This window comes from Hydrogenophaga sp. GW456-12-10-14-TSB4, assembly GCF_059424305.1.
This window is the reverse complement of sequence record NZ_JBWKZH010000044.1, coordinates 26589-51076: the sequence shown is the minus strand read 5'-3', so window position 1 is coordinate 51076 and position 24488 is coordinate 26589. Positions and strand designations below refer to the sequence as shown.

The 24488-nt window shown below is 68.0% G+C and carries 26 protein-coding genes and 2 tRNA genes; 11 read left to right on the top strand and 17 right to left on the bottom strand.

Annotated features, from left to right (window positions below; translation table 11 throughout):
- The 4 genes from kdpB to AC07ZS_RS20065 all read left to right on the top strand — a co-directional run.
- Positions 1-1405, top strand: a 1405-nt coding sequence (gene kdpB, locus AC07ZS_RS20080) for a potassium-transporting ATPase subunit KdpB (protein WP_494800295.1), incomplete at its 5' end; no start/stop codon positions are given.
- A gap of 9 nt (positions 1406-1414) precedes the next feature.
- Complete coding sequence (gene kdpC / locus AC07ZS_RS20075; protein ID WP_494800294.1) at positions 1415-2059, top strand: potassium-transporting ATPase subunit KdpC; 645 nt, start codon at positions 1415-1417, stop codon at positions 2057-2059.
- Between the two features lie 92 nt (positions 2060-2151).
- Entirely contained in the window at positions 2152-4872 is a 2721-nt protein-coding gene (locus AC07ZS_RS20070; RefSeq protein WP_494800293.1) for an ATP-binding protein, read from the top strand.
- 4 nt (positions 4873-4876) lie between these two features.
- Positions 4877-5602 (top strand): response regulator, encoded by a 726-nt coding sequence (locus AC07ZS_RS20065; RefSeq protein WP_494800292.1) that lies wholly within the window; start codon positions 4877-4879, stop codon positions 5600-5602.
- Positions 5603-5604: 2 nt separating this feature from the next.
- Here the strand turns inward: AC07ZS_RS20065 and AC07ZS_RS20060 are convergent, their stop codons facing one another.
- From AC07ZS_RS20060 to AC07ZS_RS20050, 3 genes are read right to left on the bottom strand one after another with little or no spacing between them, the layout of a single operon-like run.
- Entirely contained in the window at positions 5605-6891 is a 1287-nt protein-coding gene (locus AC07ZS_RS20060) for an arsenic transporter (RefSeq protein ID WP_494800291.1), read from the bottom strand.
- A 6-nt stretch (positions 6892-6897) separates the two neighbouring features.
- Positions 6898-7401, bottom strand: coding sequence for an arsenate reductase ArsC (locus AC07ZS_RS20055; RefSeq protein ID WP_494800290.1), 504 nt, complete (start codon positions 7399-7401; stop codon positions 6898-6900).
- Positions 7402-7409: 8 nt separating this feature from the next.
- Entirely contained in the window at positions 7410-7730 is a 321-nt protein-coding gene (locus tag AC07ZS_RS20050; RefSeq protein ID WP_494800289.1) for an ArsR/SmtB family transcription factor, read from the bottom strand.
- Between the two features lie 92 nt (positions 7731-7822).
- On the opposite strand from AC07ZS_RS20050, the gene AC07ZS_RS20045 reads away from it, so the two are divergent.
- The 7 genes from AC07ZS_RS20045 to AC07ZS_RS20015 all read left to right on the top strand — a co-directional run bounded on the left by AC07ZS_RS20045 (position 7823) and on the right by AC07ZS_RS20015 (position 12518).
- Positions 7823-8827: a zinc-dependent alcohol dehydrogenase gene (locus AC07ZS_RS20045; protein WP_494800288.1), complete on the top strand. Its 1005-nt coding sequence runs from the start codon at positions 7823-7825 to the stop codon at positions 8825-8827.
- Positions 8828-8857: 30 nt separating this feature from the next.
- Positions 8858-9280, top strand: a complete 423-nt coding sequence (locus AC07ZS_RS20040; protein ID WP_494800287.1) for a 6-pyruvoyl trahydropterin synthase family protein — start codon at positions 8858-8860, stop codon at positions 9278-9280.
- 3 nt (positions 9281-9283) lie between these two features.
- Positions 9284-10339, top strand: coding sequence for a glycosyltransferase family 4 protein (locus tag AC07ZS_RS20035; RefSeq protein WP_494800286.1), 1056 nt, complete (start codon positions 9284-9286; stop codon positions 10337-10339).
- Positions 10336-11172, top strand: a complete 837-nt coding sequence (locus tag AC07ZS_RS20030; protein ID WP_494800285.1) for a class I SAM-dependent methyltransferase — start codon at positions 10336-10338, stop codon at positions 11170-11172. The genes AC07ZS_RS20035 and AC07ZS_RS20030 overlap by 4 nt, the downstream gene beginning before the upstream one ends.
- A gap of 74 nt (positions 11173-11246) precedes the next feature.
- Entirely contained in the window at positions 11247-11891 is a 645-nt protein-coding gene (locus AC07ZS_RS20025) for a LysE family translocator (RefSeq protein ID WP_494800284.1), read from the top strand.
- A 16-nt stretch (positions 11892-11907) separates the two neighbouring features.
- On the top strand, positions 11908-12228 hold the full coding sequence (locus tag AC07ZS_RS20020; RefSeq protein ID WP_494800283.1) for a hypothetical protein: 321 nt from the start codon (positions 11908-11910) through the stop codon (positions 12226-12228).
- Between the two features lie 32 nt (positions 12229-12260).
- Positions 12261-12518, top strand: a complete 258-nt coding sequence (locus AC07ZS_RS20015; RefSeq protein ID WP_494800282.1) for a hypothetical protein — start codon at positions 12261-12263, stop codon at positions 12516-12518.
- 6 nt (positions 12519-12524) lie between these two features.
- On the opposite strand, the gene AC07ZS_RS20010 is transcribed toward AC07ZS_RS20015, so the two are convergent.
- The 14 genes from AC07ZS_RS20010 to AC07ZS_RS19945 all read right to left on the bottom strand — a co-directional run bounded on the left by AC07ZS_RS20010 (position 12525) and on the right by AC07ZS_RS19945 (position 24416).
- On the bottom strand, positions 12525-13235 hold the full coding sequence (locus AC07ZS_RS20010) for an ABC transporter ATP-binding protein (protein WP_494800281.1): 711 nt from the start codon (positions 13233-13235) through the stop codon (positions 12525-12527).
- A complete protein-coding gene (locus tag AC07ZS_RS20005) occupies positions 13235-13996 on the bottom strand; it encodes an ABC transporter ATP-binding protein (RefSeq protein WP_494800280.1) in 762 nt (253 codons plus the stop codon). Before AC07ZS_RS20005 ends, AC07ZS_RS20010 begins: the two co-directional genes overlap by 1 nt.
- Positions 13993-14985 (bottom strand): branched-chain amino acid ABC transporter permease, encoded by a 993-nt coding sequence (locus AC07ZS_RS20000; RefSeq protein ID WP_494800279.1) that lies wholly within the window; start codon positions 14983-14985, stop codon positions 13993-13995. Before AC07ZS_RS20000 ends, AC07ZS_RS20005 begins: the two co-directional genes overlap by 4 nt.
- Positions 14982-15845 (bottom strand): branched-chain amino acid ABC transporter permease, encoded by an 864-nt coding sequence (locus AC07ZS_RS19995; protein WP_494800278.1) that lies wholly within the window; start codon positions 15843-15845, stop codon positions 14982-14984. The genes AC07ZS_RS20000 and AC07ZS_RS19995 overlap by 4 nt, the downstream gene beginning before the upstream one ends.
- A 97-nt stretch (positions 15846-15942) precedes the next feature.
- Positions 15943-17130: an ABC transporter substrate-binding protein gene (locus AC07ZS_RS19990; protein ID WP_494800277.1), complete on the bottom strand. Its 1188-nt coding sequence runs from the start codon at positions 17128-17130 to the stop codon at positions 15943-15945.
- Positions 17131-17240: 110 nt separating this feature from the next.
- Complete coding sequence (locus AC07ZS_RS19985; RefSeq protein ID WP_494800276.1) at positions 17241-17714, bottom strand: flavodoxin domain-containing protein; 474 nt, start codon at positions 17712-17714, stop codon at positions 17241-17243.
- 67 nt (positions 17715-17781) lie between these two features.
- Positions 17782-17858, bottom strand: a tRNA-Arg gene (locus tag AC07ZS_RS19980).
- Positions 17859-17918: 60 nt separating this feature from the next.
- Positions 17919-17995, bottom strand: a tRNA-Pro gene (locus AC07ZS_RS19975).
- A 47-nt stretch (positions 17996-18042) separates the two neighbouring features.
- On the bottom strand, positions 18043-18747 hold the full coding sequence (locus AC07ZS_RS19970; protein ID WP_494800275.1) for a glutathione binding-like protein: 705 nt from the start codon (positions 18745-18747) through the stop codon (positions 18043-18045).
- A gap of 89 nt (positions 18748-18836) precedes the next feature.
- Positions 18837-20096 (bottom strand): acyl-CoA dehydrogenase family protein, encoded by a 1260-nt coding sequence (locus AC07ZS_RS19965; protein WP_494800274.1) that lies wholly within the window; start codon positions 20094-20096, stop codon positions 18837-18839.
- A gap of 39 nt (positions 20097-20135) precedes the next feature.
- Entirely contained in the window at positions 20136-21221 is a 1086-nt protein-coding gene (locus AC07ZS_RS19960; protein WP_494800273.1) for a phosphotransferase, read from the bottom strand.
- 64 nt (positions 21222-21285) lie between these two features.
- Positions 21286-22005 carry a Crp/Fnr family transcriptional regulator gene (locus tag AC07ZS_RS19955; RefSeq protein ID WP_494800272.1) on the bottom strand — a complete coding sequence of 240 codons (720 nt, stop codon included), beginning with the start codon at positions 22003-22005 and terminating at the stop codon, positions 21286-21288.
- 85 nt (positions 22006-22090) lie between these two features.
- The gene (locus AC07ZS_RS19950; protein WP_494800271.1) at positions 22091-22870 is read right to left on the bottom strand and encodes an oxepin-CoA hydrolase, alternative type; all 780 of its coding nucleotides are present in this window, start codon (positions 22868-22870) and stop codon (positions 22091-22093) included.
- A gap of 25 nt (positions 22871-22895) precedes the next feature.
- Positions 22896-24416, bottom strand: a complete 1521-nt coding sequence (locus AC07ZS_RS19945) for a 3-hydroxyacyl-CoA dehydrogenase (RefSeq protein ID WP_494800270.1) — start codon at positions 24414-24416, stop codon at positions 22896-22898.
- Between the last annotated feature and the right edge of the window lie 72 nt (positions 24417-24488).

The window sequence follows — 24488 nt, the reverse complement described above, 5'->3', positions numbered from 1 at the left end:
GAAGACGCCCAACGAGATCGCCCTGGGCATCGTGCTGGCGGTCATGACGCTGACCTTCATGATCGTGGTCGTCACGCTGCCGTTCATTGGCGGTTTCGTGGACGTCCAGATCAACGTCGTGCTGTTGGTGGCCTTGCTGGTCTGCCTGATCCCGACCACCATCGGTGGCCTGTTGCCGGCCATCGGCATTGCCGGCATGAACCGTGCGCTCAAGGCCAACGTGCTGGCCAAGTCCGGCAAGGCTGTGGAGGTGGCGGGTGATGTGGATGTGCTGCTGCTGGACAAGACCGGCACCATCACCCACGGCGATCGCCAGGCCACCGCCTTTCACGCGATGGCCGGCGTTGATGCCGCGCTGCTGCGCCAGGCCGCGATGCTGGCCTCCCTGGCCGATCCCACGCCGGAAGGGAAGTCCATCGTCAAGCTCGCGCGCGAGAAGGGCGAAACGCTCGCCGACCCGGAAAAGGCGCACTTCCTGCCCTTCACCGCGCAGACGCGCATGTCGGGCGTGGACCTGCCCGATGACCGTGTGATCCGCAAGGGCGCACTCGATGCCATCGCGGCACACGTCAAGTCCCTGGACGGCCGCGTGCCGGCCGAGCTGGAAGCGCGCGTCTCGGAAGTGGCGCGCAAAGGAGCGACGCCGCTCGTGGTCAGCGATGGTCGCCATGTGCTGGGGGTCGTCGAGCTGTCAGACGTGATCAAGCACGGCATCAAGGAGCGCTTCGCGCGCTTGCGCGAGATGGGCGTGAAGACCGTCATGATCACCGGCGACAACAAGCTGACGGCCGCGTACATCGCCGCCGACGCCGGTGTGGACGACTACATCGCCGAAGCGCGACCGGAAGACAAGCTGGCGCGCATCCGCGCCGAGCAGGCCGGCGGCCGCCTGGTGGCCATGGTGGGCGACGGCACGAACGACGCACCCGCCCTGGCGCAGGCCGACGTGGGGCTGGCGATGAACTCCGGCACGCAGGCGGCCAAGGAGGCGGGCAACATGGTGGACCTGGATTCCGACCCGGCCAAGCTGCTCGCGGTGGTCGAGATCGGCAAGCAGCAGTTGATCACGCGGGGCGCGCTGACCACCTTTTCGCTGGCCAACGACGTGTCGAAATACTTCGCCATCCTGCCCGCGCTCTTCGCGGCGGCGATTCCTTCGATGGCCGTGCTCAACGTGATGAACCTGTCGAGCCCGAACAGTGCGGTGCTGTCGGCGCTGATCTTCAACGCCCTCGTGATTCCGGCGCTCATCCCGCTGGCGCTGCGTGGCGTGCGCTTCAAGCCCGCCAGTGCCACCCATCTGCTGCGCAACAACATGCTGATTTATGGCGTGGGTGGCGTGCTGCTGCCGTTCGTGGCGATCAAGCTCATCGACGTCGTGCTCTCGGCGCTGTTCAACCTCTGAGGATTTCCCATGACCATGACATCCACTCTCACTGTCAACGCACGCAAGGCCGATGCGGACCATCCCACGGTGGCCGGCCGCGGCACCTGGCGCGGCGCGATCGGGCTGACCATCCTCTCCCTGGCCGGTTTTGGCTTTCTCTATTCGCTCGCCGGCGTCGGCGTGGGGCAGGCGCTGTTTCCAAAGACGGCCAACGGCAGCCTGATCGAGCGCGACGGCAAGGTCATCGGCTCCGAGCTGGTGGCGCAGCCCTTCGTCAGCGACACCTATTTCCAGTCGCGCCCGTCCGCGGCCGGTTACAACACCATGTCCCTGGCCGGCAGCAACCAGGCGCGGACCAACCCCGACATGCGCAAGCGGCTGGAAGAGACGCGCGCCGCGATCGCACAGCGTGAAGGTGTCGAGCCGTCGGCGGTCCCTGGGGACTTGTTCACCCAGTCCGGCGGGGGCATCGATCCGCACATCAGCCCGGATGGCGCCGCCATCCAGATCGAGCGCGTGGCGCGCGCGCGAGGCCTTGAGCGCAGCGCCGTCGAGCGGCTCGTGGCGGCGCACACCGACAGCCAGCAACTCGGCGTGTTCGGGCAAGCCCGCGTTCATGTGCTGAACCTCAACCTGGCATTGGACGCGCTGAACGCACCTGCCAGAAAGTGAGGACGCCACGGAGCTGGCCACATTGAAGCCGATTGCCAAGGCGGCGCCGGCCACCACAATACCGGTTCGTCTCTGCAAGAAAGACAGATCACATGGGTGCTGAAAACACGGGGCAGGCCGACGCCCTGATCGGTGAGTTGCAGCGGCAGTCTGCGGGCAGGCTGACCGTCTTCCTGGGTGCCGCGCCAGGCGTTGGAAAAACCTACGCCATGCTCGCCCGCGCGCGCGAGCTGCACCGCCAGGGGGTTGATGTGGTGATCGGCATCATCGAGACGCATGGCCGCAGCGAAACCCAGGCGCTGCTGGAGGGCCTGCCGCAGTTGCCGCGGCGCAAGGTCGAGTACCAGGGTCGAACGCTGGATGAGATGGACCTGGATGGCCTGCTGGCCCGCAAGCCCGCCATTGCTCTGGTGGACGAGTTGGCGCACCGCAACGTCCCGGGGAGCCGGCACGAACGGCGTTGGCAGGATGTCGAGGAGCTGCTCGATGCGGGCATCGATGTCTACACCACCGTCAACATCCAGCACTTGGAGAGCCTCAACGACGTGGTGCATCAGATCACGGGCATTCGCGTCAGCGAGACCGTGCCCGACGCGGTGCTCGAGCGGCTGCGGGACATCCGCCTGGTCGATCTGCCCGCGCGCGAGCTGATCGAGCGCCTCAACCAGGGCAAGGTGTACCTGCCAGAGCAGGCGGCGCAAGCGCTGCAGGCCTTCTTCTCCCCATCCAACCTCACGGCGTTGCGCGAGCTGGCGATGCAGACCGTGGCGGAGCACGTGGACGCCGACCTGCGCGAGACGCGCACCGCGCGTGGGCTGGGGGACATCGCGATTCAGCGCCACGTGCTCATCGCCATCGACGGCAAGGGCCAGTCGGAATACCTGGTTCGGGCGGGTGCGCGCATCGCCGAGCGCCGGGGCGCGCCCTGGTCCGTGGTGGCCGTGGACACGGGTCATTCCGCCGACGCCGCGCTGCATGCGGAGGACCTGGAGCGCGCGGTCGCACAGCGGCACTCCCTGGCGCACACCGAGCAGCAGCGGCAGATGGAGCTGGACAAGGCCTTTGCACTCGCGCGCAACCTGGGGGGCGACACCGAGATCCTCTACAACACGGACATCCCGCAAGCGCTGCTGGACGCGGCGGCCGCGCGCGGCGCGCGTTCGATCGTGATCGGCCGCACGCGCGAGCGACCCATCGCGCGCATCTTCAACCGCACGCTGACCCAGCAGCTGTTGCTCAGAGGCGCGCGCTACGAACTGACCATCGTCAGCACCCCGCAGGCGAGGCAACGCGCCCGCCGGTTCCAGGATCTGGCGGGCGAGCGGCTGGCCAAGGGCGAACCCGTCCTGATCGCGCTGGCCACGGCCGGGGCCATTGCCGCCGCGGTCGTCGCCGAGCGCTTTCTGGGACTGGAAGACCTCTCCACGGTGTTCCTGGTCGCCGTGCTGCTGGTGGCCTCGCGCACGCGCATGGCGGCTGCGGTCATCACTGCGGTGCTGTGTTTCCTGGCCTACAACTTCTTCTTCATCGATCCGCGGTTCACCTTCCTCATCAGCGCGCCGCGGGGCGTCGCCACGGTCATGCTGTTCATGGCCGCCGCCCTGATCGCCGGGCGCCTGGCATCGCGCTTGCGCATGCAGGTCATCTCGTTGCGCACCGCGAACACGCACACGACCGCCATGCAGAACCTGGCGCGCCAACTGTCCAAGGCCGCCGATCTCGGCCAGGTGATCAGCGCCAGTGCATCGGTTCTGCAATCGAGCCTGAACGCCCAGGCCTGGGTGCGCATCAACGGCGAGTCCGGACCGTCGGCGGTGGCTGGCGAGCTCACCGAGAAAGACCTGATCGCGGCAGACTGGGCGCAGCGGCACGGGCAGCCCAGCGGCCGGTACACCGACACGCTCGGCCAATCCACGTGGTGGTTCCTGCCCATCCGGTCCGAACAGGACACGCTCGGCGTGGTGGGCCTGCACTTTCCCTCGACCATGGGGCGGCTGTCGTTCGAGCAGCGGCGCCTGGCCGAGAGCATGACGGACGACATCGGCCAGGCGGCGCTGCGCGCGCGCCTGGTCTCGGAGCTGGAAGTGGCCAAAGTGACGGGCGAGACGGAGCGCCTTCGTTCGGCCCTGCTTTCCTCGGTCTCGCACGACCTGCGCTCGCCTTTGTCCTCCATGATCGGCGCGGCCGACAGCCTGGCTCGGTATGGCAAGGACATGAGCGCCGACGACCGCAGCGATCTGCTGCAGACCATTCGCGTCGAAGGCGAACGGCTGGACCGGTACATCCAGAACCTGCTCGACATGACCCGGCTGGGCCAGCAGGGCCTGACCTTGACGCGCGACTGGATTGGCGTGGACGAGCTGGTGGGCTCCGCCGCGCGGCGCCTGCAGCGCTACGAGCCGTCGGTGAAGGTGGAGATCGACATCGACGCCGTGGTGGGGCTGATCCACGTCCACCCCGCGCTGATCGAGCAAGCGCTTTTCAACGTGATGGAGAACGCCGCCAAGTTCTCTCCACCGGACGAGCCCATCCGGGTCCAGGCCAGGCTCGCTGAGGGCCCTGCCGTCCAGATCGACATTTCGGATCGGGGGCCGGGGATTCCGGCGGATGAGCGGCGCCGCATTTTCGACATGTTCTACAGTGTGGAGCGCGGCGATCGGGGTCGGCAAGGCACCGGACTCGGCCTGACGATCGTGCAAGGCATTGTGGGTGCGCACATGGGTAAGGTCGAGGCTCTGCCGGGGCCACAGGGGCGAGGCACATCCGTCCGGCTGACCCTGCCCAAGGGCGAGCAGTCCATCGAAGAGGTATGAAAAAGTGACGTCATCCGCCGATTCGGCGCCACCCGCGCGGGTCCTTGTCATCGACGACGAACCTCAGATCCGCAAGCTGATCGACATCAGCCTGCGCTCGCAGGGTTACCTCACCCTGCTGGCGGAAACCGGGCAGCAGGGCCTGAGCCTGCTGGCGGGAAAGGGCGCGGACATCGTGGTCCTTGACCTGGGGCTTCCCGACCGCGATGGCAAAGACGTGCTTCGGGCGTTGCGACAGTGGTCGCGCGTGCCCGTCATCGTGCTCACGGTGCGGTCTGGAGAAGACGAGAAGGTCGCCTTGCTGGACGCGGGCGCCAACGACTATGTGACCAAGCCGTTCGGCATCGAGGAGCTGATGGCGCGAATTCGCGCCTTCCTGCGGGTGGCGAGCCTGCGCAGCGAGGCTGGGCCGGTCTATGACGATGGACACCTGCACATCGACCTCGCGCAGCGGGAGGTACGGGTCCAGGGACAGCCCGTGACCTTGACCCGAAAGGAGTTTGCATTGCTGGCGTTCCTGGTCGAGCAGCCGGGCCGGCTGGTGACGCAGTCGCAGCTTCTGCGAGAGATGTGGGGCCCCAGCCACGAGGAAGACGCGCACTATCTCCGCATCCTGGTGGGCAAGCTGCGCCACAAGATCGGAGACGATGCCTCGGCCCCGCGGTACATTTCCACGGAGCCTGGGGTCGGTCTGAAGTTTGTCGGCAAGGAACACCTGGCGGGGGATTGACGTCAGGTGGCGCCAAGGCGCAGGGCCAGGGCCGCCAGCGTGACCGCGAGAACGGGCAGCGTCAGCACGACGCCGACGCGGAAGTAGTAGCCCCAGGCGATGGTGGTGCCCTTGCGGGCCAGCACGTGCAGCCACAGCAGCGTGGCCAGGCTGCCGATGGGCGTGATCTTGGGCCCCAGGTCGCAGCCGATGAGGTTGGCGTAGACCATGGCCTCCTTCACCACGCCGGTGGCGGTGGACTGGTCGATGGACAGCGCGCCCACCAGCACCGTGGGCATGTTGTTCATCACCGAAGACAGCGCCGCCGCCAGGAAGCCGGTGCCCAGGGCCGCGCCCCACACCCCGCCTTGGGCGAAGCGGTCCAGCAGCGCGGCGAGGTGGCCCGTCAAACCGGCGTTGCGCAGGCCGTAGACGACCAGGTACATGCCGAGTGAGAAGACCACGATCTGCCAGGGCGCTTCCTTCAGCACCTTGCGGGTGCCGATCACGTGGCCTCGCGCCGCGACGGCGAGGAGGATGGCCGCGCCGGCCGCCGCCACCGCGCTGACGGGAACGCCCAGCGGCTCCAGCCCGAAGAAGCCCACCAGCAGCAGGCCCAGCACACCCCAGCCGGCCCGGAAGGTGTTCAGGTCGCGGATCGCGGCGGAGGGCGCCTTCAGCTGGCGCAGGTCATAGGTCGCGGGCAGGTCGCGGCGGAAATACAGGTAGAGCACCACCAGGCTGGCGGCCACCGAAGCCAGGTTCACCGGCAGCATGACGGCGGCGTAGCGGTTGAAGCCGATGTCGAAGAAATCGGCCGAGACGATGTTCACCAGGTTGGACACCACCAGCGGCAGGCTGGCGGTGTCGGCGATGAAGCCGGCCGCCATGACGAAGGCCAGTGTGGCGGCCGGCGAGAAGCCGAGCGCCACCAGCATGGCCATGACGATGGGCGTCAGGATGAGGGCGGCCCCGTCGTTGGCGAACAGCGCGGCGACCACCGCGCCCAGCAGCACGATGAAGGCGAACAGCCGGGGACCCCGGCCACCGCCCCAGCGTGCGAAGTGCAGGGCGGCCCACTCGAAGAAGCCGGCCTCGTCCAGCACCAGGCTGATGACGATGACCGCCACGAAGGTGGCGGTGGCGTTCCAGACGATGTCCCAGACCACGGGAATGTCGGACAACTGAACGACACCCGCCAGCAGCGCCACCCCGGCGCCGAGCAGCGCGCTCCAGCCGATGCCCAGCCCCCGGGGTTGCCAGATGACGAGGAGCAGCGTGAACGCAAAAATCAGGACGGCCGCGATCATGCCGGCTCAGCGCTGGGCCAGTTCGCGCGCCGCGTGCTGCAGCGCCAGCCGGTCCACGCTCGCCGGTGGCAGGCTGACCAGAAACTCCAGGCGCCGGCGGATGGCCAGCAGGGTCTCGCGGAAGGCTTCCTGCTGCTGCTCGTGCGTGCCCTTGGCCTCGGACGGGTCGGCATAGCCCCAGTGCGCTGTGGCCGGCTGGCCGGGCCAGTACGGGCAGGTTTCGCCGGCGGCGTTGTCGCACACGGTGATGACCAGGTCCATGTGGGGTGCGTCGGCCTGGCCGAATTCATCCCAGCTCTTGCTGCGCAAGCCTTCGGTCGGGATGCCGGCGCGCTGCAGCACCTCCAGGGCGAGCGGGTTGGGCTGCTGGTTCTCGCGCGGGCTGCTGCCGGCGGAGAAGGCCTTGAAGCGGCCATGGCCCAGGTGGTTCAGGGTGGCTTCGGCCAGGATGCTGCGGGCGGAGTTGTGCGTGCACAGGAAGAGCACGTTCAGGGGCGAGGGGGAGGTCATGGCAAGCATCAGCAGTTGCAGGAAGTGTTGTCCACGGCGCACACCGCGCCCTGGCAGCAGTTGTCGGTGAGGTAGCCGAGCAGGCCGTTCATCTGCTCGTAGGCGGCGCGGTAGACCAGGTGCCGGCTGGAGCGCTCCTGGGTCACCAGACCCGCCGAAGCCAACTCCTTCAGGTGGAACGACAGGGTGGTGTTGGGTATCGCCAGCGCCTCGCTCATCACGCCCGGCGTGAGGCCCGCCTGGCCATTCACCACCAGGGCGCGGAACACACGCAGGCGCAGCGGGTGGGCCAGGGCGGCCAGCGCGCGGATGACATCGGTTTCGTTCATGCACTGAATAATACGATATTTCAAGGATTATGGAAATATAAGTCATGGGTCACACTATGCCGACCCGTTGGACCTCCTGTTCGCGAACTCCCATGCCCACCGTCTCCGATCCGTTGGCTTCCGTGTCTGCCCAGGCCTGTTGGGTGGTGGCGCCCGGCCGCGCCGAGATCCGCGACGAAACCCTGCCGCCGCTGCCTGAGGGCTTTGCGCGCGTGCGCACCCTGCACACCGCCGTGAGCCGGGGCACCGAGGGCCTGGTGTTCCGGGGCGAGGTGCCGGCCGTCGAGGCGCAGCGCATGCGGGCCCCGTTCCAGGCGGGCGACTTCCCCGGCCCGGTGAAGTACGGTTACGTGAACGTGGGCCGGGTCGAGGCCGGGCCGCCCGAGCTGCTGGGGCGCGAGGTGTTCTGCCTGCACCCGCACCAGACCGTGTTCCAGGTACCGGCCTCGGCGCTGGTGCCCTTGCCCACCGGTGTGCCCGCCGCGCGCGCCGTGCTTGCGGCCAACCTGGAAACCGCCATCAATGCCCTCTGGGACGCCCACCCCGAGCCGGGCGACCGCATCGCCGTGGTCGGCGGCGGCACGCTGGGCCTGCTGGTGGCCTGGCTCACGGCGCGCCTGCCCGAAGGCCGCGTGCAGGTGGTGGACACCAACCCCGCGCGCGCCGGCATCGCGACCGCGCTCGGTGCCGGCTTTGCGTTGCCCGAGCAGGCTGAGCCGCAGGCCGATCTGGTCATCCACACCAGTGGCCAGCCTGCGGGGCTGGCCACCGCGCTGCGGCTGGCGGCCTTTGAAGCCACCGTGCTGGAGCTCAGCTGGTATGGCAGCCGCCCGGTGTGCGTGCCGCTGGGCGAGGCCTTCCACTCGCAGCGGCTCACGCTCAAGAGTTCGCAGGTGGGCCATGTGGCCCCGCGCCAGCGCGGGCGCTGGAGCCACCGCCAGCGGCTGGAGCTGGCGCTTTCGCTGCTGACCGAGCCGGTGCTGGACCCGCTTATCACCCACGCCGCGCCCTTCGCGGAACTGCCCCGGGTGCTCGAGCGCCTGGCAGGTCCCGATGCGCCCGACACGCTGTGCCAGCGCATCGACTACCCTGTGTGATCCTTCCACTTCGCCGAGGCCCTTCTTCCGATGTACGCCGTCAACGTCAGAGACCACTTCATGATCGCCCACAGCTTCCAGGGCGCGGTGTTCGGGCCGGCCCAGCGCCTGCACGGCGCCACCTACGTGGTGGACCTGGAGCTGCGCCGCGAGGCGCTGGATGCCGACGGCGTCGTGGTCGACATCGGCCTGGCCACGCAGGTGCTGCGCGAGACGCTGGCCGTGCTCAATTTCCAGAACCTGGACGCGATGCCCGAATTCAAGGGCCGCAACACCACCACCGAGTTCCTGGCGAAGGTGATCTTCGACCACATCGCCGCACGCATCGCGGCCGGTGCGCTGGGGGCGCAGGCATGGCCAGATGCAGGGTCTGCCGGCCTGCAGCAACTGAAGGTGACGCTGCATGAATCGCATGTGGCCTGGGCTTCCTACGAGGGCAGGCTGCCCGCCTGAACCATGGCCGCGCCGCGCACCTGCCACTTCCTGCTGCCCGGCGACTGGCACACCCCCACGGGTGGCTACACCTACGACCGGCGGCTGGCGCTCGCCCTGGGCGAGGCCGGCTGGACGGTGCAGCCCGAGGTGCTCGCAGGGGCATGGCCGTGGCCCGACGACAGCGACCTTTCGGCCGCCTCGACCCGCATCGCGGCCTTGCCCGACGGTGCGCTGGTGCTGGCCGACGGCCTGGCGTTCGGCGCCCTGGCCCGGGTGGTGCGGCCGCATGCCCAGCGCTTGCGCTGGGTGGCGCTGGTGCACCATCCCCTGCACCTGGAAACCGGCCTGAGCGCCAAGGACAGCGCGCGCCTGCGCGTGGCCGAGGCACAGGCCCTGCAACTGGTGCGGCAGGTGGTGGTGACCAGCCGCAGCACCGCGGCCGATGTGACGGCCCTGGGGCTGCCGCCCACCCGCATCGCCGTGGTGGAGCCGGGCACCGACCCCGTGCTCCCGCCACAGGCCGCACCCCGGCGCGGGGGCCCGGTGCAACTGTTGTGCGTGGCCTCGGTCACGCCGCGCAAGGGCCATGCCGTGCTGCTGGAGGCGCTTGCCGGACTCACGCCGCTCTCATGGGTGCTGCATCTGGTGGGCGACACGGAGCGCGACCCCCACACCGCCGCGCGCCTGAAGGCCCTGGCCGCGCCGCTGGGCGAGCGCGTGGTCTGGCACGGCGAACTGCCGGGCACGGCTTTGCGCGCGCACTATTTGGCGGCCGATGTGTTCGTGCTGCCCTCGTTGTACGAGGGCTACGGCATGGTGGTGGCCGAGGCGATCGCCCACGGCCTGCCGGTGGTCGCCACCGACGGCGGTGCGCTGGCGCAGACCTTGCCGCCGCGGGTGGGGCTGCAGGTGCCGGCCGGCAATGCGCAAGCGCTGCAGGTGGCGCTGGAGCGTGTGCTGTCCGATGCCGGGCGGCGCGAACGCCTCGCGGCCGGTGCGCGCCTCGCCGCTGCCGCGCTGCCGACCTGGCCGCAGCAGGCGGCGCGCTTCGCGGCCGTGCTGGAGGCGGTGGTGTGAGCGAAGCCGCCCGCTTCAGCGCCGGATGGCTGCAGCAGCGGGAACCCTTCGACCGCGCCGCGCGCGACGAGGCTGCGAAACGGTTGCACCTGGCCGCGCGGCTGCGCGCCCTGGCGCCTGCGGCGGGCACCCCCTGGCGCGTGATCGACCTGGGCTGCGGTACCGGCGCCAACCAGCGCTGGCTCGCGCCCCGGCTGGGCGGGGCGCAACAATGGCTGGCGGTGGACCACGACGCCGCGCTGCTGCGCGGCTGGCCGCCCGCTCTCAGGGGCCCGGGCTTCGAGGCGTCCACCGTCTGCCGGCAGCTGGACCTCGCGCAGCACCTGGAGACGTTGCCCTGGCACGCGGCACACCTCGTCACCGCCTCGGCCTTGCTCGACCTTGTGAGCGCCAGTTGGCTGCAACGGCTCGTGGCGCTGGCGGTGGCGGCGCGCGCGGCCATGCTTTTCACGCTCAGCGTGGACGGCCGCCACGGCTGGGAGCCGGGCGACCCGCAGGACACGATCGTCGGCCGGCTCTTTGCCCTGCACCAGCGGCGCGACAAGGGCTTCGGCCCGGCGCTCGGCACGGCGGCCGTGCCCGCCCTGCGGCGCGCGCTGCAGGGCAGCGGCTACCGGGTGTTCAGCGCGCCCAGCGACTGGTGGCTGCACAGCCATCACGGCCCGCAAGCCGGCGCACTGCATCACGCGCTCATCGACGGCATGGCCCACGCGGCCTGTGAGCAGGACCCCGCGTCCACCGCGGCGCTCGAAGCATGGCGGCAACGGCGGCACGCGCGGGCGGCATCGGGCGGCCTGCGCGTGGGCCACGTGGATCTGCTGGCCTTGCCCTGACCGGGTTTCAACCCGCTGTCGGCGACTGGCTTCGCGGTACAGCGATACTGGCGGTCTCGACTTCCGGAGACCCCATGCTTCCCGACACGCCTTTGCTCCTGGCTTTCGTGGGCGCCAGCCTGGTGCTGGCCCTGACCCCCGGGCCCGCCGTCGTCTACATCGTCGCCCGCACCCTGGCGCAGGGCCGCGCCTGCGGTCTTTCGTCCGTGCTGGGCGTGGCGCTGGGCAACCTCGCCAATGCCCTGGGCGCCGCACTCGGCCTGGCCGCCGTGTTCGCCGTGTCGTCGGCCGCCTTCACGGTCGTGAAGTGGGCCGGGGCGGCCTACCTCGTTTACCTGGGCGTGCGTCTGTGGATGGCGGCGGCCCCCGCCACCGACGGCACGGCCCCGCAAGTGCCGGCGCAGCCCTTGGGGCGCGTGTTCCGCGACGGCTTCGTGGTGGCGCTGCTGAACCCGAAAACCAGCTTGTTCTTCGCCGCCTTCCTGCCGCAGTTCATGGATGCGCACGGGGGCAGCCCCTTGCTGCAGACGCTGGCGCTCGGCGGCGTGTTCGTGGCGATTGCCTGCTGCACCGACATCCTCTACGTGCTCACGGCCAGTCTGGTCGCGCCGCGCCTGGGCCGCTCTGCGCGGCACGGTGTATGGGGCAACCGCCTCGCGGGCACCTCGTTCATCGGCCTGGGCGTGCTCACGGCCATGGGCTCGCGGCCTTCGCGCTGAAGGGGCGAGGCGCTTCATGAACCTGTACGAAGTCATCCGCTGGGGCAACGATTCCGACGACGTGTTCACCGGCGGCGCCAACGGCCCCGATACCTGCTTTCTCGTTCGCGCCGGCTCGGTGGAGCAGGCGGCCGGTCTGGCCGATGCCGAGCTGGCCCGGCGGCCATCCAAGCTGGTTTCCGACTGGGCAGAGGCTGTGCACCTCCTGGGTGTCGAGCAGGCGAAGGAGGACCTCCCTCGGGTCCTGCGCGGTCCGTACGTCCAGCACGCCTACACCCACGGTTGGCGTTGCTGGCACCGGGACAGTGCCTCGGACCCCTGGGTCGAACGCCCATGACGCCGCTTTCATGCACCCGCTGTCGGCGGGCCGTGTCTTTCACACCCCAAAGGGGCGAGGAACTGCGGCGGTGCCGGCAGTTCCTGGTGTTCGCCGTGGTGTTGGCTGTGGTCGCCGGCGGGCTTTACCTGGCCGAGGTGCCTTTGTGGCCTTGGTGGATCGGAGGCATGGCGGCCTACGTGCTGAGCCAGGCGGCGTTCAAATGGCACCTCAGCCGATGGACCTTCTGCCATCCGTGCCAGCACGGCCGCTATGTCTACCGGCGTGCGGCGGGGCCGGACGACGAATAGGGTCTCTCAGACGCCGAGGTACTGTTCCAGCAGTTCCGGCTGCGCGTGCAGTTGTTCCGAGCTGCCTTCAAACACCACCTCGCCCTTGACGAGGATGACGTTGCGGTCGGTGATCTGGGTGACGTGTTTCCAGTTCTTGTCCACGATCACGCTGCTGATGCCGCTCTCGCGGATCAGGCCGCAGATGCGCCAGATCTCGCGGGCGATCAGGGGCGCGAGGCCTTCGGTGGCTTCATCGAGGATGAGCAGGTCGGGGTTGGTCATGAGCGCGCGGCCGATGGTGAGCATCTGCTGCTCGCCGCCGCTGAGCTGCTGTCCGCCGTGGTTCAGGCGCTCGGCCAGGCGCGGGAAGGTCTCGAGCACGCGGTCGTAGGTCCACTCGCGCTGGCCTTGCGTGCCGGCCCGGGCCGACATCACGAGGTTCTCGCGCACGCTCAGGTTGCCGAAGATGCCCCGGCCTTCGGGCACGTAGGCGATGCCCTGGCGGGCGACCTCGAAGGTGGCGGCGCCGGTCATGTCCCGGCCTTTCACGTGCACCTTGCCGCCGCTGGGTTTGACGATGCCCATGAGGGACTTGAGCAGGGTGGACTTGCCCATGCCGTTGCGGCCCATCAGGCCGATGGTCTGGCCCTTGTCGACGGTGAAGTCCACGCCGCGCAGGATGTGGCTGGCGCCGTAGTGGGTGTGCAGGCCGGTGGCCTGGATCAGGGCGCTCATCAGTGTTCCTCGCCGAGGTAAGCCGCCTGCACGCCTGCGTCGGCGCGGACTTCGGCTGGTGTGCCGCTGGCGATCACCTGGCCGTTGACCATCACGGTGAGCCGGTCGGCCAGGGTGAACACGGCGTCCATGTCGTGCTCCACGAGCATCATGGCGTGATCCTTCTTGATTTTCAGCAGCAGCCCGACCATGCGTTCGGCCTCGGCCTGGCCCATGCCGGCCAGCGGTTCGTCGAGCAGCAGCACGGTGGGCTCGGTGGCCAGGGTCATGGCGATCTCCAGCTGGCGCTGCTCGCCGTGGCTGGTGGTGCCGGCGACGCTGGTCGCGCGGGCCGTGAGGCCGGCCAGTTCGATGGCGCGTTCGCAGCGGCGGTTGACGTCGGCCATGGCGCCGGCTGAAGAGAGCCAGCGCAGCGGGTTCCAGGGGCTGTGCCGTTCGCGCGACTGCGCGGCCAGGCGCACGTTGTCCCACACGGTGAAGGGCAGGAAGATGTTGGTCTTCTGGTAGCTGCGGCCCAGGCCCAGGCGCGAGATGTGCTCGGGGCTCTTGCCGGCGGTGTCGCTGCCGTTGAGCGTGATGCGGCCGGAGGTGGGCGGCAGGTCGCCGGAGAGCAGGTTGGTCAGCGTGGATTTGCCCGCGCCGTTGGGGCCGATGACGGCGTGGATGTGGTCGCGGTGCAGGTCCACCGACACGTCGTTGACGGCGGCCAGACCGCCGAAGCGCTTGGTGAGCTGGCGGGCCGAGAGCAGGAGTTCGCTCATGGGGCACCCCGCTTGCGCGAGAACTGCGCCACCAGGCCCAGCAGGCCACGCGGCGCGAACACCACGATCAGCACGATGAAGCTGCCCATGAGCAGCTGCCAGTGCTTGGTCAGGTCCTTGAAGAAGTGCATGACGTACTCGAACGCGAAGGCACCGACGATGGCGCCGGCGAAGTTGCCCATGCCGCCGAGGATGACCATCATGATGGCGTGCGCGCTCATGTGAAAGCCCATGAGCTCGGGGTTCACGAAGCCGGTTTGCGCGGCCCAGAGGAAGCCCGCGACGCCGGCCAGCGCGCCGGCCAGGGTGAAGGCCGCGAGCTTGTAGCCGAAGGTGCCGTAGCCCACGGCGCGCATGCGGTGCTCGTTGACGCGGATGCCGGCGAGCACGCGGCCGAAGGGCGAGAACAGCAGGCGCCGCAGGAAGGCGTACACCAGCACCAGGAGCAGCAGGGTGAAGTAGTAGAACGTGGTCTTGTTTTCGAGGTCGATGCCGGTCCAGCCGAACAGCGAGGCGTCGGGCCGGAAGTTCACGTAGATGCCGTCCGAGCCGCCCAGCGCCTTGTTGTCGAAGAACAGGAAGAACACCATCTGCGCGAAGGCCATGGTGACCATGATGAAGTAGATGCCGCGCGTGCGCACCACGAAGAAACCGATGATCAATGCCGCCAGGCCGGCGCCCAGGGCCGAGACGGGCAGCGACCACCACAGGCTGATGGGTGTGTCGGCCGGCGTGAGGAAGGCCAGGGCATAACCCGCCAGCCCGAAGTAGGCGGCGTGGCCGAGCGAGACCAGGCCGGTCACGCCCTGCAGCAGGTCGAGGCTCATGGCGAAGATCGCCAGGATCATCATCTGCGAGAGCATCTGCAGGTAGAAGTCCACGCCGGTCAGGGGCATGAGAGGGAAGGCGGCGAGGGCGACGGCGCCCAGCAGCAGGATCACCTGCATGCTGCGCGGCAGTTTTTCCAACTGGGCTTTGGGCGAACTCATTGTTTGAACAGCCCTTCAGGCTTGTAAAGCAGCACGGCGGCCATGAGCATGTAGACGGCCATGCCGGCGATCTGCGGAACCAGCACCTTGCCGAAGGTGTCGACCAGGCCGACCAGCAGCGCGGCCACGAGGGCGCCGCGCACCGAGCCGATGCCGCCGATGACGACGACCACGAAGCACATGATCAGCACCGAGCTGCCCATGCCGGGGTACACACTGGAAACCGGCGAGGCGATCATGCCGGCGATGGCCGCCAGGGCCACGCCGAGCGCGAACACCACACCGTGGATGAGGCGGATGTTGATGCCGAGCGATTCGGTCATCTCGCGGTTGAAGGCGCCCGCGCGGATCTTCATGCCCAGGCGGGTCCTGGAGATGAGCAGGTACAGGCCGAGGGCGAGTGCGACGCACACGCCCGACATCACCAGCCGGTACACCGGGTAGGACAGGTTGTCGGTGAGCGGGATCGACCAGTTGAGCAGCTCGGGCACCTGCACCGAGTGCACGTCGTCGCCCCAGAGGATGGAGCGCACTTCCTCGAAGATGTAGATCAGGCCGAAGGTCAGCAGCACCTGGTCCAGGTGGTCGCGGTGGTAGAAGTGGCGGAACAGCAGCCACTCCAGCAACCAGCCCAGCGCGACGGCGATGACGGTGCCGAGCACGATGGCCAGCACCAGGCTGTCGAGCTGCGACGCCAGGAACCACGCGAGGTAGGCGCCGAGCATGTAGAAGCTGCCGTGCGCGAGGTTGACCACACCCATGATGCCGAAGATCAGGGTGAGTCCGGCCGCCAGCATGAACAGCAACAGGCCGTATTGCAGGCTGTTGAGCAACTGGATCAGGAAGTTGGCGAAGTCCATGAAGCGGGGCGGAGAGAAACGGACGAAGAGGGCGAGCAAAAACCAGACCAGCGCCTGTGGGCGCCGGTCTGCGGTGGCTTGAGCGAGGCGAGGGCGGTCAGCCCATGCGGCAGCCGGTGGCCGGATCGGCCACGGCCTTCTGCGCGATGCCGATCACCTTGTTTTCCTTGTTCTCGACCTTGCGCATGTAGATGTCCTGGATCGGGTTGTGGGCCTTGCTCATGGTCCACTTGCCGCGCGGGCTGTCGATGGTCGCGCCTTCCATGGCGGCGTACAGCGCCTTCTTGTTGTTGAGGTCGCCCTTGACGGCATTGGCGCCCTTGACCAGCAGCAGGCCGGTGTCGTAGCCCTGCACGGCGTACACGTCGGGCTGCAGGCGGAAGGCCTTGGCGTATTCCAGGCGGAACTGCTTGTCGCGCGGCGTGTTGAGCGAATCGCCGTAGTGCATGGTGGTGAGCACGCCGTTGGCTGCCGGGCCCGCGGCCTCCAGCGTGCCCTCGGTCAGGAAGCCCGAGCCGTACAGCTGGATGCTCTTGTTCAGCCCGGCCGCGGCGAAGTCGGTCATGAACTTGGCGGCACCGCCGCCGGCGAAGAAGCAGGCCACGGCATCGGGCTTGAGCGAGGCGATCTCGGTCAGCAGCGCCTGGAACTCCACGTTCGGGAACGGCAGGCCGAGCTTCTTCATGATGGTGCCGCCCGCGGCGGTGTAGCTCTGCTCGAAACCTTCAAAGGCTTCGTCGCCGGCGGCGTAGTTCCAGGTGATCCAGACCGCCTTCTTGTGGCCGTTGGCCACCATGGCCTTGCCCAGCGCGAGCGTGGGCTGCGAGTTGGTGAACGAGGTGCGGAACACGTTGGGCGCGCACTGGGCGCGGGTGGCGATGTGCACGCCGGCGTTGGGGATCAGGTTGAGCACGCCGGTGTCGCGCGCGACCTTGTGGATGCCCATCTGCACGCCCGAGTGCACGGTGCCCACGAGCACGTCCACCTTGTCGCGCTGCACCAGGCGGGTCGCGTTCTCGATGCCCTTGGCGGGGTTGGACTCGTCGTCCACCTTGAAGTACTCGACTTCACGGCCGCCCAGCTTGCCGCCTTGCTCGTTGAGCGCCATGCGGAAACCGTTTTCGATCGCCACGCCGAGCTGGGCGAAGGTGCCGGTGTACGGCAGCATGAAACCCACGCGCACCTTGTCGGACTGTGCGCGCACGATCTGCGGCAGCAGCAGGCCGGTGGATGCGGCGCCGATCACGGCGGCGCTGCGGGTCAGGACGATTCGGCGGGTGGTCATGGAGTTCTCCTGTGGGTGGTTGCCGGAATGCGGTTCACTGTAGACGCGGGGTAGGGGGTTGACGATCCAGAATTACCCGTACTTGAGGTCTAAAACATTTATGTGTGAATTTAAGAGGGCTGCAGGATCTGAGCCAACCAGTCGCGGCACCAGGCCACGCCCGCCGCAGCGGCCTCGGTGCCATCGGAGGCATCGTGGCGAAATACTTCGCCGATGCGCACGGCGCCCAGGTCGACCAGGCGCTCGTCGAAGCGCAGGCCGCCGTTGCAGAAGGTCTGGGGGTAGACGCTGTCGCCCAGGGCAATCACGCCATAACGCACATGGCCCAGGTACTTGGGCTCGCTGCCCAAGGATTCGTACAGCGCTTGCGCGTTCTCGGGCACATCACCGGCGCCATGGGTGGACGAGCATATGACATATAGTGCATCTCGGTCGAATGCACGGATGTTCAGGCCGTCCATGCGGTGAACTTCGATGGGATGGATCAGGTCGGCGCAGTCCATCTCGATGGCACGTGCCACGTTCTCGGCGGTGCTGGTCACCGTGCCGACGAGGATGATGAGGGGGCTGGAAGCGGCGTTCATGATGCGGAAGCTGCAATATACTTCATGAACTCGGGGCCGGACACCGGGTAAACCCGATAGAAGTGTTTGGCCTGCCCGGAGGGACTCGAACCCCCGACCTGCTGCTTAGAAGGCAGCTGCTCTATCCAGTTGAGCTACGGGCAGACAGGGCGACCGGTGATACAAAAAAGGCCCACACCGTGGGCCTTCTTGTTTTTGGATGAATGGTCGGAGCGGCGGGATTCGAACTCGCGACCCTCTGCTCCCAAAGCAGATGCGCTACCAGGCTGCGCTACGCTCCGACTAAGCGGCGAATTGTACCCGTTGAATGGGGGTGTTCCGGCCGGGCTCAGCGCTTTTCGTACTGGGTCTTGCCAAACAGCACTTCGCGCGACTTGTCGTCGGTGATCGGTTTGCGCGCATCGGCGAGCACGGCCACGCCGCGCTGCACCGCGGGGCGGGCGGCGATGGTGTCGAACCACTGCTTCAGGTGAGGGAAGTCGGCCCAGTCGATGCCCTGGTTCTGCCAGTTGCGCAACCAGGGGAAGATCGCGATGTCGGCGATGCTGTACTGGTTGCCGGCGATGAACTTCTGGTTCGTCAGTTGCCGGTCCATGACGCCATAGAGCCGCCTGGCCTCATTGGTGTAGCGGTCGATGGCATAGCCGATCTTCTCGGGCGCGTATTGCCGGAAGTGGTGGTTCTGACCGAGCATGGGGCCCACGCCACCCATCTGGAACATGAGCCACTCCAGTACCTTGAACCTGGCGCGGTCGCTCCTGGGCAGGAACTTGCCGGTCTTGGACGCGAGGTAGAGCAGGATCGCACCCGACTCGAACAGGCTGATGGGCCGGCCGTCGGGACCCACGGTGTCGACCAGTGCGGGAATCTTGTTGTTCGGGCTGATCTGGAGAAAGGCTAGGTCGAACTGGTCGCCCTTGCCGATGTTGACCGCATGAACCTGCCAGTCCCGGCCGAGCCGGAGTCCGCACTCCTCCAGCATGATGTGGACCTTGTGTCCGTTGGGGGTCGGCCAGGAGTAGACGTCGATCATGAAGCTTGCCTTTCTTGCGGGAGCGTTGCACAGGAGCCGACCACTCTACGGGAAACCGAAAGCCCGTGTGAACGCCCCGCCAGGCAGATTCAGAAGCCGCGCGTGACCGGCATCTCCACTTCGGTCTTCACCAGCATGTGCTTGGCCAGCTCCAGCTTGGCGATGGACTGGCGATGGACCTCGTCCGGGCCGTCGGCCAGGCGCAGGGTGCGCTGGCCGGCGTAGGCGTAGGCCAGCGGGAAATCGTCGCTCACGCCACCGCCGCCGTGGGCCTGGATGGCCATGTCGATGATGTCGCAGGCCATGTTGGGGGCCACCACCTTGATCATGGCGATTTCGGCCTTGGCGACCTTGTTGCCGACGGTGTCCATCATGTAGGCGGCCTTGAGGGTGAGCAGGCGCGCCATCTCGATGCGGCAGCGCGCATCGGCGATGCGCTCGTGCCAGACCGACTGCGCCGAGACCGGTTTGCCGAAGGCGACGCGGCTGTTGAGGCGCTTGCACATGAGTTCCAGCGCGCGTTCGGCCGCGCCGATGGAGCGCATGCAGTGGTGGATGCGGCCCGGGCCGAGGCGGCCCTGCGCGATCTCGAACCCGCGGCCTTCGCCCAGCAGGATGTTGCCGACCGGCACGCGCACGTCCTTGAGCACGACTTCCATGTGGCCGTGCGGCGCGTCGTCGTAACCGAACACCGACAGCGGTCGCACCACGGTGATGCCTTTGCTGTTGGCCGGCACGATGATCATGGACTGTTGCGAATGGCGTGGCGCATCGGGGTTGGTCTTGCCCATCACGATGTAGACCGCGCAGCGCGGGTCACCGGCGCCGGAGGACCACCACTTGCGGCCGTTGATGACGTAGTGGTCGCCGTCGCGCTCGATGCGGCACTGGATGTTGGTGGCGTCCGACGAGGCGACCTCGGGTTCGGTCATCAGGAAGGCCGATCGGATCTCGCCGCGCAGCAGCGGCTCGAGCCACTCGTCTTTGAGTTCCTCGCTGGCGTAGCGCTCGAAGGTCTCCATGTTGCCGGTGTCGGGCGCCGAGCAGTTGAAGACTTCGGCCGCGAACGGCACGCGGCCCATGATTTCGCACATCGGCGCGTACTCGAGGTTGGACAGGCCCTGCGGCGCGCGCGGGCTGCGCGGCAGGAACAGGTTCCACAGGCCGGCCTTGAGCGCCTTGGGCTTGAGTTCTTCGATGATCGTGGTGGGCAGCCAGGGGTTGCCCTTGGCGCGGTTGGCCGCGATCTCGGCGAAGAAGCGCGCCTCGTTGGGGTAGATGTGCTCGTCCATGAACGCGAGCAGGCGCTCGCGCATGTCCTTGACCTTGTCGGTGTAGTCGAAATTCATCTTGGCTCCAGTGAAAGGGTGTGTGGGGGTGTGGAGGGGTCAGCGGGCGCTGGCGAAGCCCCAGGCCATCTCGGCCAGGGGGCGGGCGCCGGCGCCGGATTTCACGGCCTGCTCGCTGGACGCGGTGCCGGCTTCAACGCGCTTGGCAATGCCCTGCAGGATGGCCGCGAGGCGGAACATGTTGTAGGCGAGGTAGAAGTTCCAGTCCGCCTTGAGTTGCTCGGGCGTGGCGATGCCGGTGCGCTCGCAGTAGCGCGAGATGTAGTCGGCCTCGGAGGGGATGCCCAGCTCGGCCAGGTCCAGCCCCTGGATGCCCCGGAACATGCCGGGCGGGATGTGCCAGGACATGCAGTGGTAGCTGAAATCGGCCAGCGGGTGGCCCAGTGTGGAGAGCTCCCAGTCGAGCACGGCGAGCACGCGCGGTTCGGCGGCGTGGAACATCAGGTTGTCGAGGCGGAAGTCGCCGTGCACCACCGACACCATGGACCCGTCGCGCGCCATGGCCGGGATGTTCTGCGGCAGCCATTCCATGAGGCGGTCCATCGCCTCGATGGGCTGCGTGACGGAGGCCTGGTACTGTTTGCTCCAGCGGCCGATCTGGCGCTCGAAGTAGTTGCCGGGCTTGCCGTAGTCGGACAGGCCGATCGCATCCGGCCGGACGGTGTGCAGCGCCGCCATGACGCGGTTCATTTCGTCGTAGATCGCGGCGCGCTGAGCGCGGTCCATGCCGGGCAGCGATTGTTCCCAGAGCACGCGGCCGTCCACGCACTCCATGACGTAGAAAGCGCGGCCGATCACCGATTCGTCCTCGCACAACACGTGCATCTGCGCCACCGGCACGCCCGTGCCGTGCAACGCGCTCATGACGCGGAACTCGCGCTCGATCGCATGGGCCGAGGGCAGCAACTTGGCCACGGGCCCGGGCTTGGCGCGCATGACATAGGCGCGCTGCGGCGTGATCAGTTTGTAGGTGGGGTTGGACTGGCCGCCCTTGAACATCTCCACCGAGAGCGGGCCGGCGAAGCCCGGCAGCCGGTCTTTCAGCCAGCGTTCGAGGGCCGCGATGTCGAAGGCGTGTTGTGCCGCAACGGGCCGGGTGCCGATGAAGTTCTGGGTGTCGCTCATGGGTGGCGGCTCAGGGCCGTGGTGGGTTGACGGGCCTGAAGCAGCAGTGGCGACAGCGCCGGGGTCAGGACTCGGCTTCGGCGATGCGCATGAGCATGTCGCGGTTGCGCACGACCACGCCGCCTTGTTCGATGCGGATCGCGTCCTCCCGCTCCATCGATTTGAGTTCCTGGTTCACGCGCTGCCGGGAGGCGCCCAGCAGTTGCGCCAGCTCCTCCTGGGCGAGTTGCAGACCGATGCGCATTTCGCTGCCGTCGGCCAGGCAGGGCACGCCGTAGCTGCGCACCAGGTGCAGCAGCTGCTTGGCCAGGCGCGCGCGCAGGGGCAGGGTGTTGAGGTCTTCCACCAGGCCGAACAGCGTGCGGATGCGCCGCGCCTGCAGGCGCATGAGCGCTTCGTAGAGCTCCACGTGTGTGGCCAGGATCTTCTGGAAATCGGTGCGTGCCACGCACAGCAAGGTGGTGGCGCCGTGCGCGTAGGCATCGTGGGTGCGCTGGTCGCCGTCGAACATGGCCACATCGCCGAACCACACCCCGGGCTCCACATAGGTCAGCGTGATCTGCTTGCCCGAGAGCGAGGTCGAGCTCACGCGCACCGCGCCGCGGGCGACGGCCGACCATTCGGTCGGCGGGTCGCCGCGCGCGACGATGAGGTCGCCGTCCTTGAATCGCTTGACGTGGGCGCATCGGAGAATGTCGTGACGCAGGGAAGGAGAAAGGCTGTTGAACCAGCGACCGTTGTTGATCGCCTCGCGTTCTTCCATTGTCAGAATCGGTTCGTCCATGGGCTGTCTTTTGAGTGACTGGGGATGGCCTTCATTGTCGCCACTGAGACGCGGCGAACAGATCAGGGTATGCGCGCAGACCGCGTCAACGGTATTGGGCGGGCCGCTTTTCGAGGAAGGCCGCGATGCCTTCGCCCGCATTGGCGTGGTGCAGGTTGCGCACGAAATGGTCGCGTTCGGCGGCGAGTTGCGCGTGCAGTGTGACTTGGGGGGCATCGTTGACCAGTTCCTTGACGCTGGCCAGCGCATTGGGCGCGCGCGCGTTGAGGCGCTCGCACAGCGCCAGGGCGTCGTGCAGGGCTTCGCCCGGGGCGCTGGTCTGGGTGATCACGCCCAGTTGCTGCAGCCGCTCGGCGCCGATGCGTTCGCCGCACATCAGCAGTTGCAGCGCGGTGGCGCGGGGCAGGGCGCGCATCAGGCTCCAGGTGGCGCCGCCGTCGGGCGAGAGGCCCACGCTGCTGTACGACATCGCGAACACGCTGTTCTGCGCGGCGATCACGAGGTCGCAGGCGAGCGTGAGGGAAAAGCCGGCACCGGCGCAAGCGCCTTCCACGGCCGCCACCACAGGTTTGGGGAAGGCGCGAATGGTCTCGATCCAGTTGTGCAGACCTTCGACGCTTTGCGCCTGCACCTCCGGCGGCAATTGCCGGTTGGCCAGCAGGCGCTGCAGGTTGCCTCCGGCACAGAAGTGCGCGCCTTCGCCCGTGAGCACGACGCTGCGCACCTCGGCGCTGTTTTCGGCGACGTTGAGCGCTTCGACGCCGGCGGCGTACATGTCGGGGCTGAGGGCGTTGCGGTGTTCCGGGTTGCTGATGGTCAGCACCATGGTCTGACCATGGCTGTGGCTCTTGAGGCTGGCGGTCATGCGGTGTCGGTCCTTGGCGGAGAGGTCAGGCTTCTTCGTGCGTCAGGCTCAGGCCCAGCGCGCCACGGCGGCGCAGCCAGGGCGAGGGGCGGTAACGCGGGTCGCCGTACACGGTCTGCAGGTTGAACAGGATCTCCAGCAGGTTGGTGGGGCCAATGCGGTCGCCCATGGCCAGCGGGCCCATGGGGTAGCCCAGGCCGAGCGTGACCGCCACGTCCAGGTCGGCGGGCGAGCAGATGCCCTGCTGGCACATGTCGGCTGCGATGTTCACGATGGTGGCGACCACGCGCTGCGTGACGAAGCCGCCGCTGTCGCGCACCACGCTCACCGCTTTGCCGTCGCTGGCGAAAAGGGCGTGCGCGGCGTCGCGCATGTCGGCCCGGGTGGCGGGGTTGGTGGCCAGCACGCGGCGGCGCGTGGAGGCGTCGTCGAGCATCATGTCGATGCCCACCGTGCGCGAGGCGTCCAGCCGCTCGACGGCGGCCAGCGTGGTCACGTCCAGGCCCAGCGGCGCGACCAGGATGAGCGCAGCGGCCGACGGCGCGGCCCCGGTCTCGATGCGGGCCCCCAGGTCCTTGAGCAGTTGGTAGAGCTCCGCCCGGCGCGCGGCCTTGGGCGAGACCCAGACCGGCGGCAGCTCGGCCACCGTCGGCGCCGGGGCCTCGGCCGGCACCTGGGCCGCGCCCTTGTCGTAGATGTAGAAGCCCTCGCCGACCTTCTTGCCCACCACGCCACCGGCCAGCCGCTGGGCCGTGATCACGCTGGGGCGGTAGCGCGGTTCCTCGAAGTACTGGTGGTAGATCGACTCCATCACCGGGTGCGACACGTCCAGCGCCGTCAGGTCCATCAGCTCGAACGGCCCGAGCTTGAAGCCCATCTGGTCCTTGAGGATGCGGTCGATGGTGGCGAAATCGGCCACGCGCTCACCCACCACGCGCAGGGCTTCGGTGCCGTAGCCGCGGCCCGCGTGGTTGACGATGAAGCCGGGCGTGTCCTGCGCGGACACCGGGGTGTGGCCGAACTGGCGGGTGTAGTCCGTCAGGCGCTGGCAGACCGTGGCGCTGGTCTTGAGGCCGGCGATGACCTCGACCACCTTCATCAGGGGCACGGGATTGAAGAAGTGGTAGCCGGCGAGCTGGGCCGGGCGCTTGAGGGCGGCGCCGATCGAGGTGACCGACAGGGACGAGGTGTTGGTGGCCAGCACGGCATCGGGCTTGACGATGGCTTCCAGGTCGGTGAACAGGCGCTGCTTGACGTCGAGCCGCTCGACGATGGCTTCCACCACGAGGTCGCAGGGCGCCAGATCGGTCAATGCGCTGGCCAGATGCACCCGGGCCAGGCAGGCTTCCATCTGGCTGGCATCCATGCGGTTTTTCCCCACAAGCGTCTGCCAGGTGCCCTGGAGGGCGGTGCGGGCCGCCTCGGCCGCGCCGGCCTGGACGTCGAAGAGCCAGACCGTGCTGCCCGCCTGGGCGGCCATCTGGGCAATGCCGCGGCCCATGGCACCGGTCCCGACGATGCCGGTTTGAAGAAATATGGGTTGCATAAGTGTGTTGTATTTGGAATGAGGGCGTCTGGAGCTATGACAAAATGATCCAACGAAAGAACGAAGGGCTTC

Bases quoted from the DNA above. Each gene is read 5' to 3' on its own strand.
- kdpC (WP_494800294.1), top strand. From the start codon at position 1,415: ATGACCATGACATCCACTCTCACTGTCAACGCACGCAAGGCCGATGCG.
- AC07ZS_RS20070 (WP_494800293.1), top strand. From the start codon at position 2,152: ATGGGTGCTGAAAACACGGGGCAGGCCGACGCCCTGATCGGTGAGTTG.
- AC07ZS_RS20060 (WP_494800291.1), bottom strand. From the start codon at position 6,891: ATGATCGCGGCCGTCCTGATTTTTGCGTTCACGCTGCTCCTCGTCATC.
- AC07ZS_RS20055 (WP_494800290.1), bottom strand. From the start codon at position 7,401: ATGACCTCCCCCTCGCCCCTGAACGTGCTCTTCCTGTGCACGCACAAC.
- AC07ZS_RS20050 (WP_494800289.1), bottom strand. From the start codon at position 7,730: ATGAACGAAACCGATGTCATCCGCGCGCTGGCCGCCCTGGCCCACCCG.
- AC07ZS_RS20045 (WP_494800288.1), top strand. From the start codon at position 7,823: ATGCCCACCGTCTCCGATCCGTTGGCTTCCGTGTCTGCCCAGGCCTGT.
- AC07ZS_RS20040 (WP_494800287.1), top strand. From the start codon at position 8,858: ATGTACGCCGTCAACGTCAGAGACCACTTCATGATCGCCCACAGCTTC.
- AC07ZS_RS20035 (WP_494800286.1), top strand. From the start codon at position 9,284: ATGGCCGCGCCGCGCACCTGCCACTTCCTGCTGCCCGGCGACTGGCAC.
- AC07ZS_RS20025 (WP_494800284.1), top strand. From the start codon at position 11,247: ATGCTTCCCGACACGCCTTTGCTCCTGGCTTTCGTGGGCGCCAGCCTG.
- AC07ZS_RS20020 (WP_494800283.1), top strand. From the start codon at position 11,908: ATGAACCTGTACGAAGTCATCCGCTGGGGCAACGATTCCGACGACGTG.
- AC07ZS_RS20010 (WP_494800281.1), bottom strand. From the start codon at position 13,235: ATGAGCGCCCTGATCCAGGCCACCGGCCTGCACACCCACTACGGCGCC.
- AC07ZS_RS20005 (WP_494800280.1), bottom strand. From the start codon at position 13,996: ATGAGCGAACTCCTGCTCTCGGCCCGCCAGCTCACCAAGCGCTTCGGC.
- AC07ZS_RS20000 (WP_494800279.1), bottom strand. From the start codon at position 14,985: ATGAGTTCGCCCAAAGCCCAGTTGGAAAAACTGCCGCGCAGCATGCAG.
- AC07ZS_RS19995 (WP_494800278.1), bottom strand. From the start codon at position 15,845: ATGGACTTCGCCAACTTCCTGATCCAGTTGCTCAACAGCCTGCAATAC.
- AC07ZS_RS19990 (WP_494800277.1), bottom strand. From the start codon at position 17,130: ATGACCACCCGCCGAATCGTCCTGACCCGCAGCGCCGCCGTGATCGGC.
- AC07ZS_RS19985 (WP_494800276.1), bottom strand. From the start codon at position 17,714: ATGAACGCCGCTTCCAGCCCCCTCATCATCCTCGTCGGCACGGTGACC.
- AC07ZS_RS19970 (WP_494800275.1), bottom strand. From the start codon at position 18,747: ATGATCGACGTCTACTCCTGGCCGACCCCCAACGGACACAAGGTCCAC.
- AC07ZS_RS19965 (WP_494800274.1), bottom strand. From the start codon at position 20,096: ATGAATTTCGACTACACCGACAAGGTCAAGGACATGCGCGAGCGCCTG.
- AC07ZS_RS19960 (WP_494800273.1), bottom strand. From the start codon at position 21,221: ATGAGCGACACCCAGAACTTCATCGGCACCCGGCCCGTTGCGGCACAA.
- AC07ZS_RS19955 (WP_494800272.1), bottom strand. From the start codon at position 22,005: ATGGACGAACCGATTCTGACAATGGAAGAACGCGAGGCGATCAACAAC.
- AC07ZS_RS19950 (WP_494800271.1), bottom strand. From the start codon at position 22,870: ATGACCGCCAGCCTCAAGAGCCACAGCCATGGTCAGACCATGGTGCTG.
- AC07ZS_RS19945 (WP_494800270.1), bottom strand. From the start codon at position 24,416: ATGCAACCCATATTTCTTCAAACCGGCATCGTCGGGACCGGTGCCATG.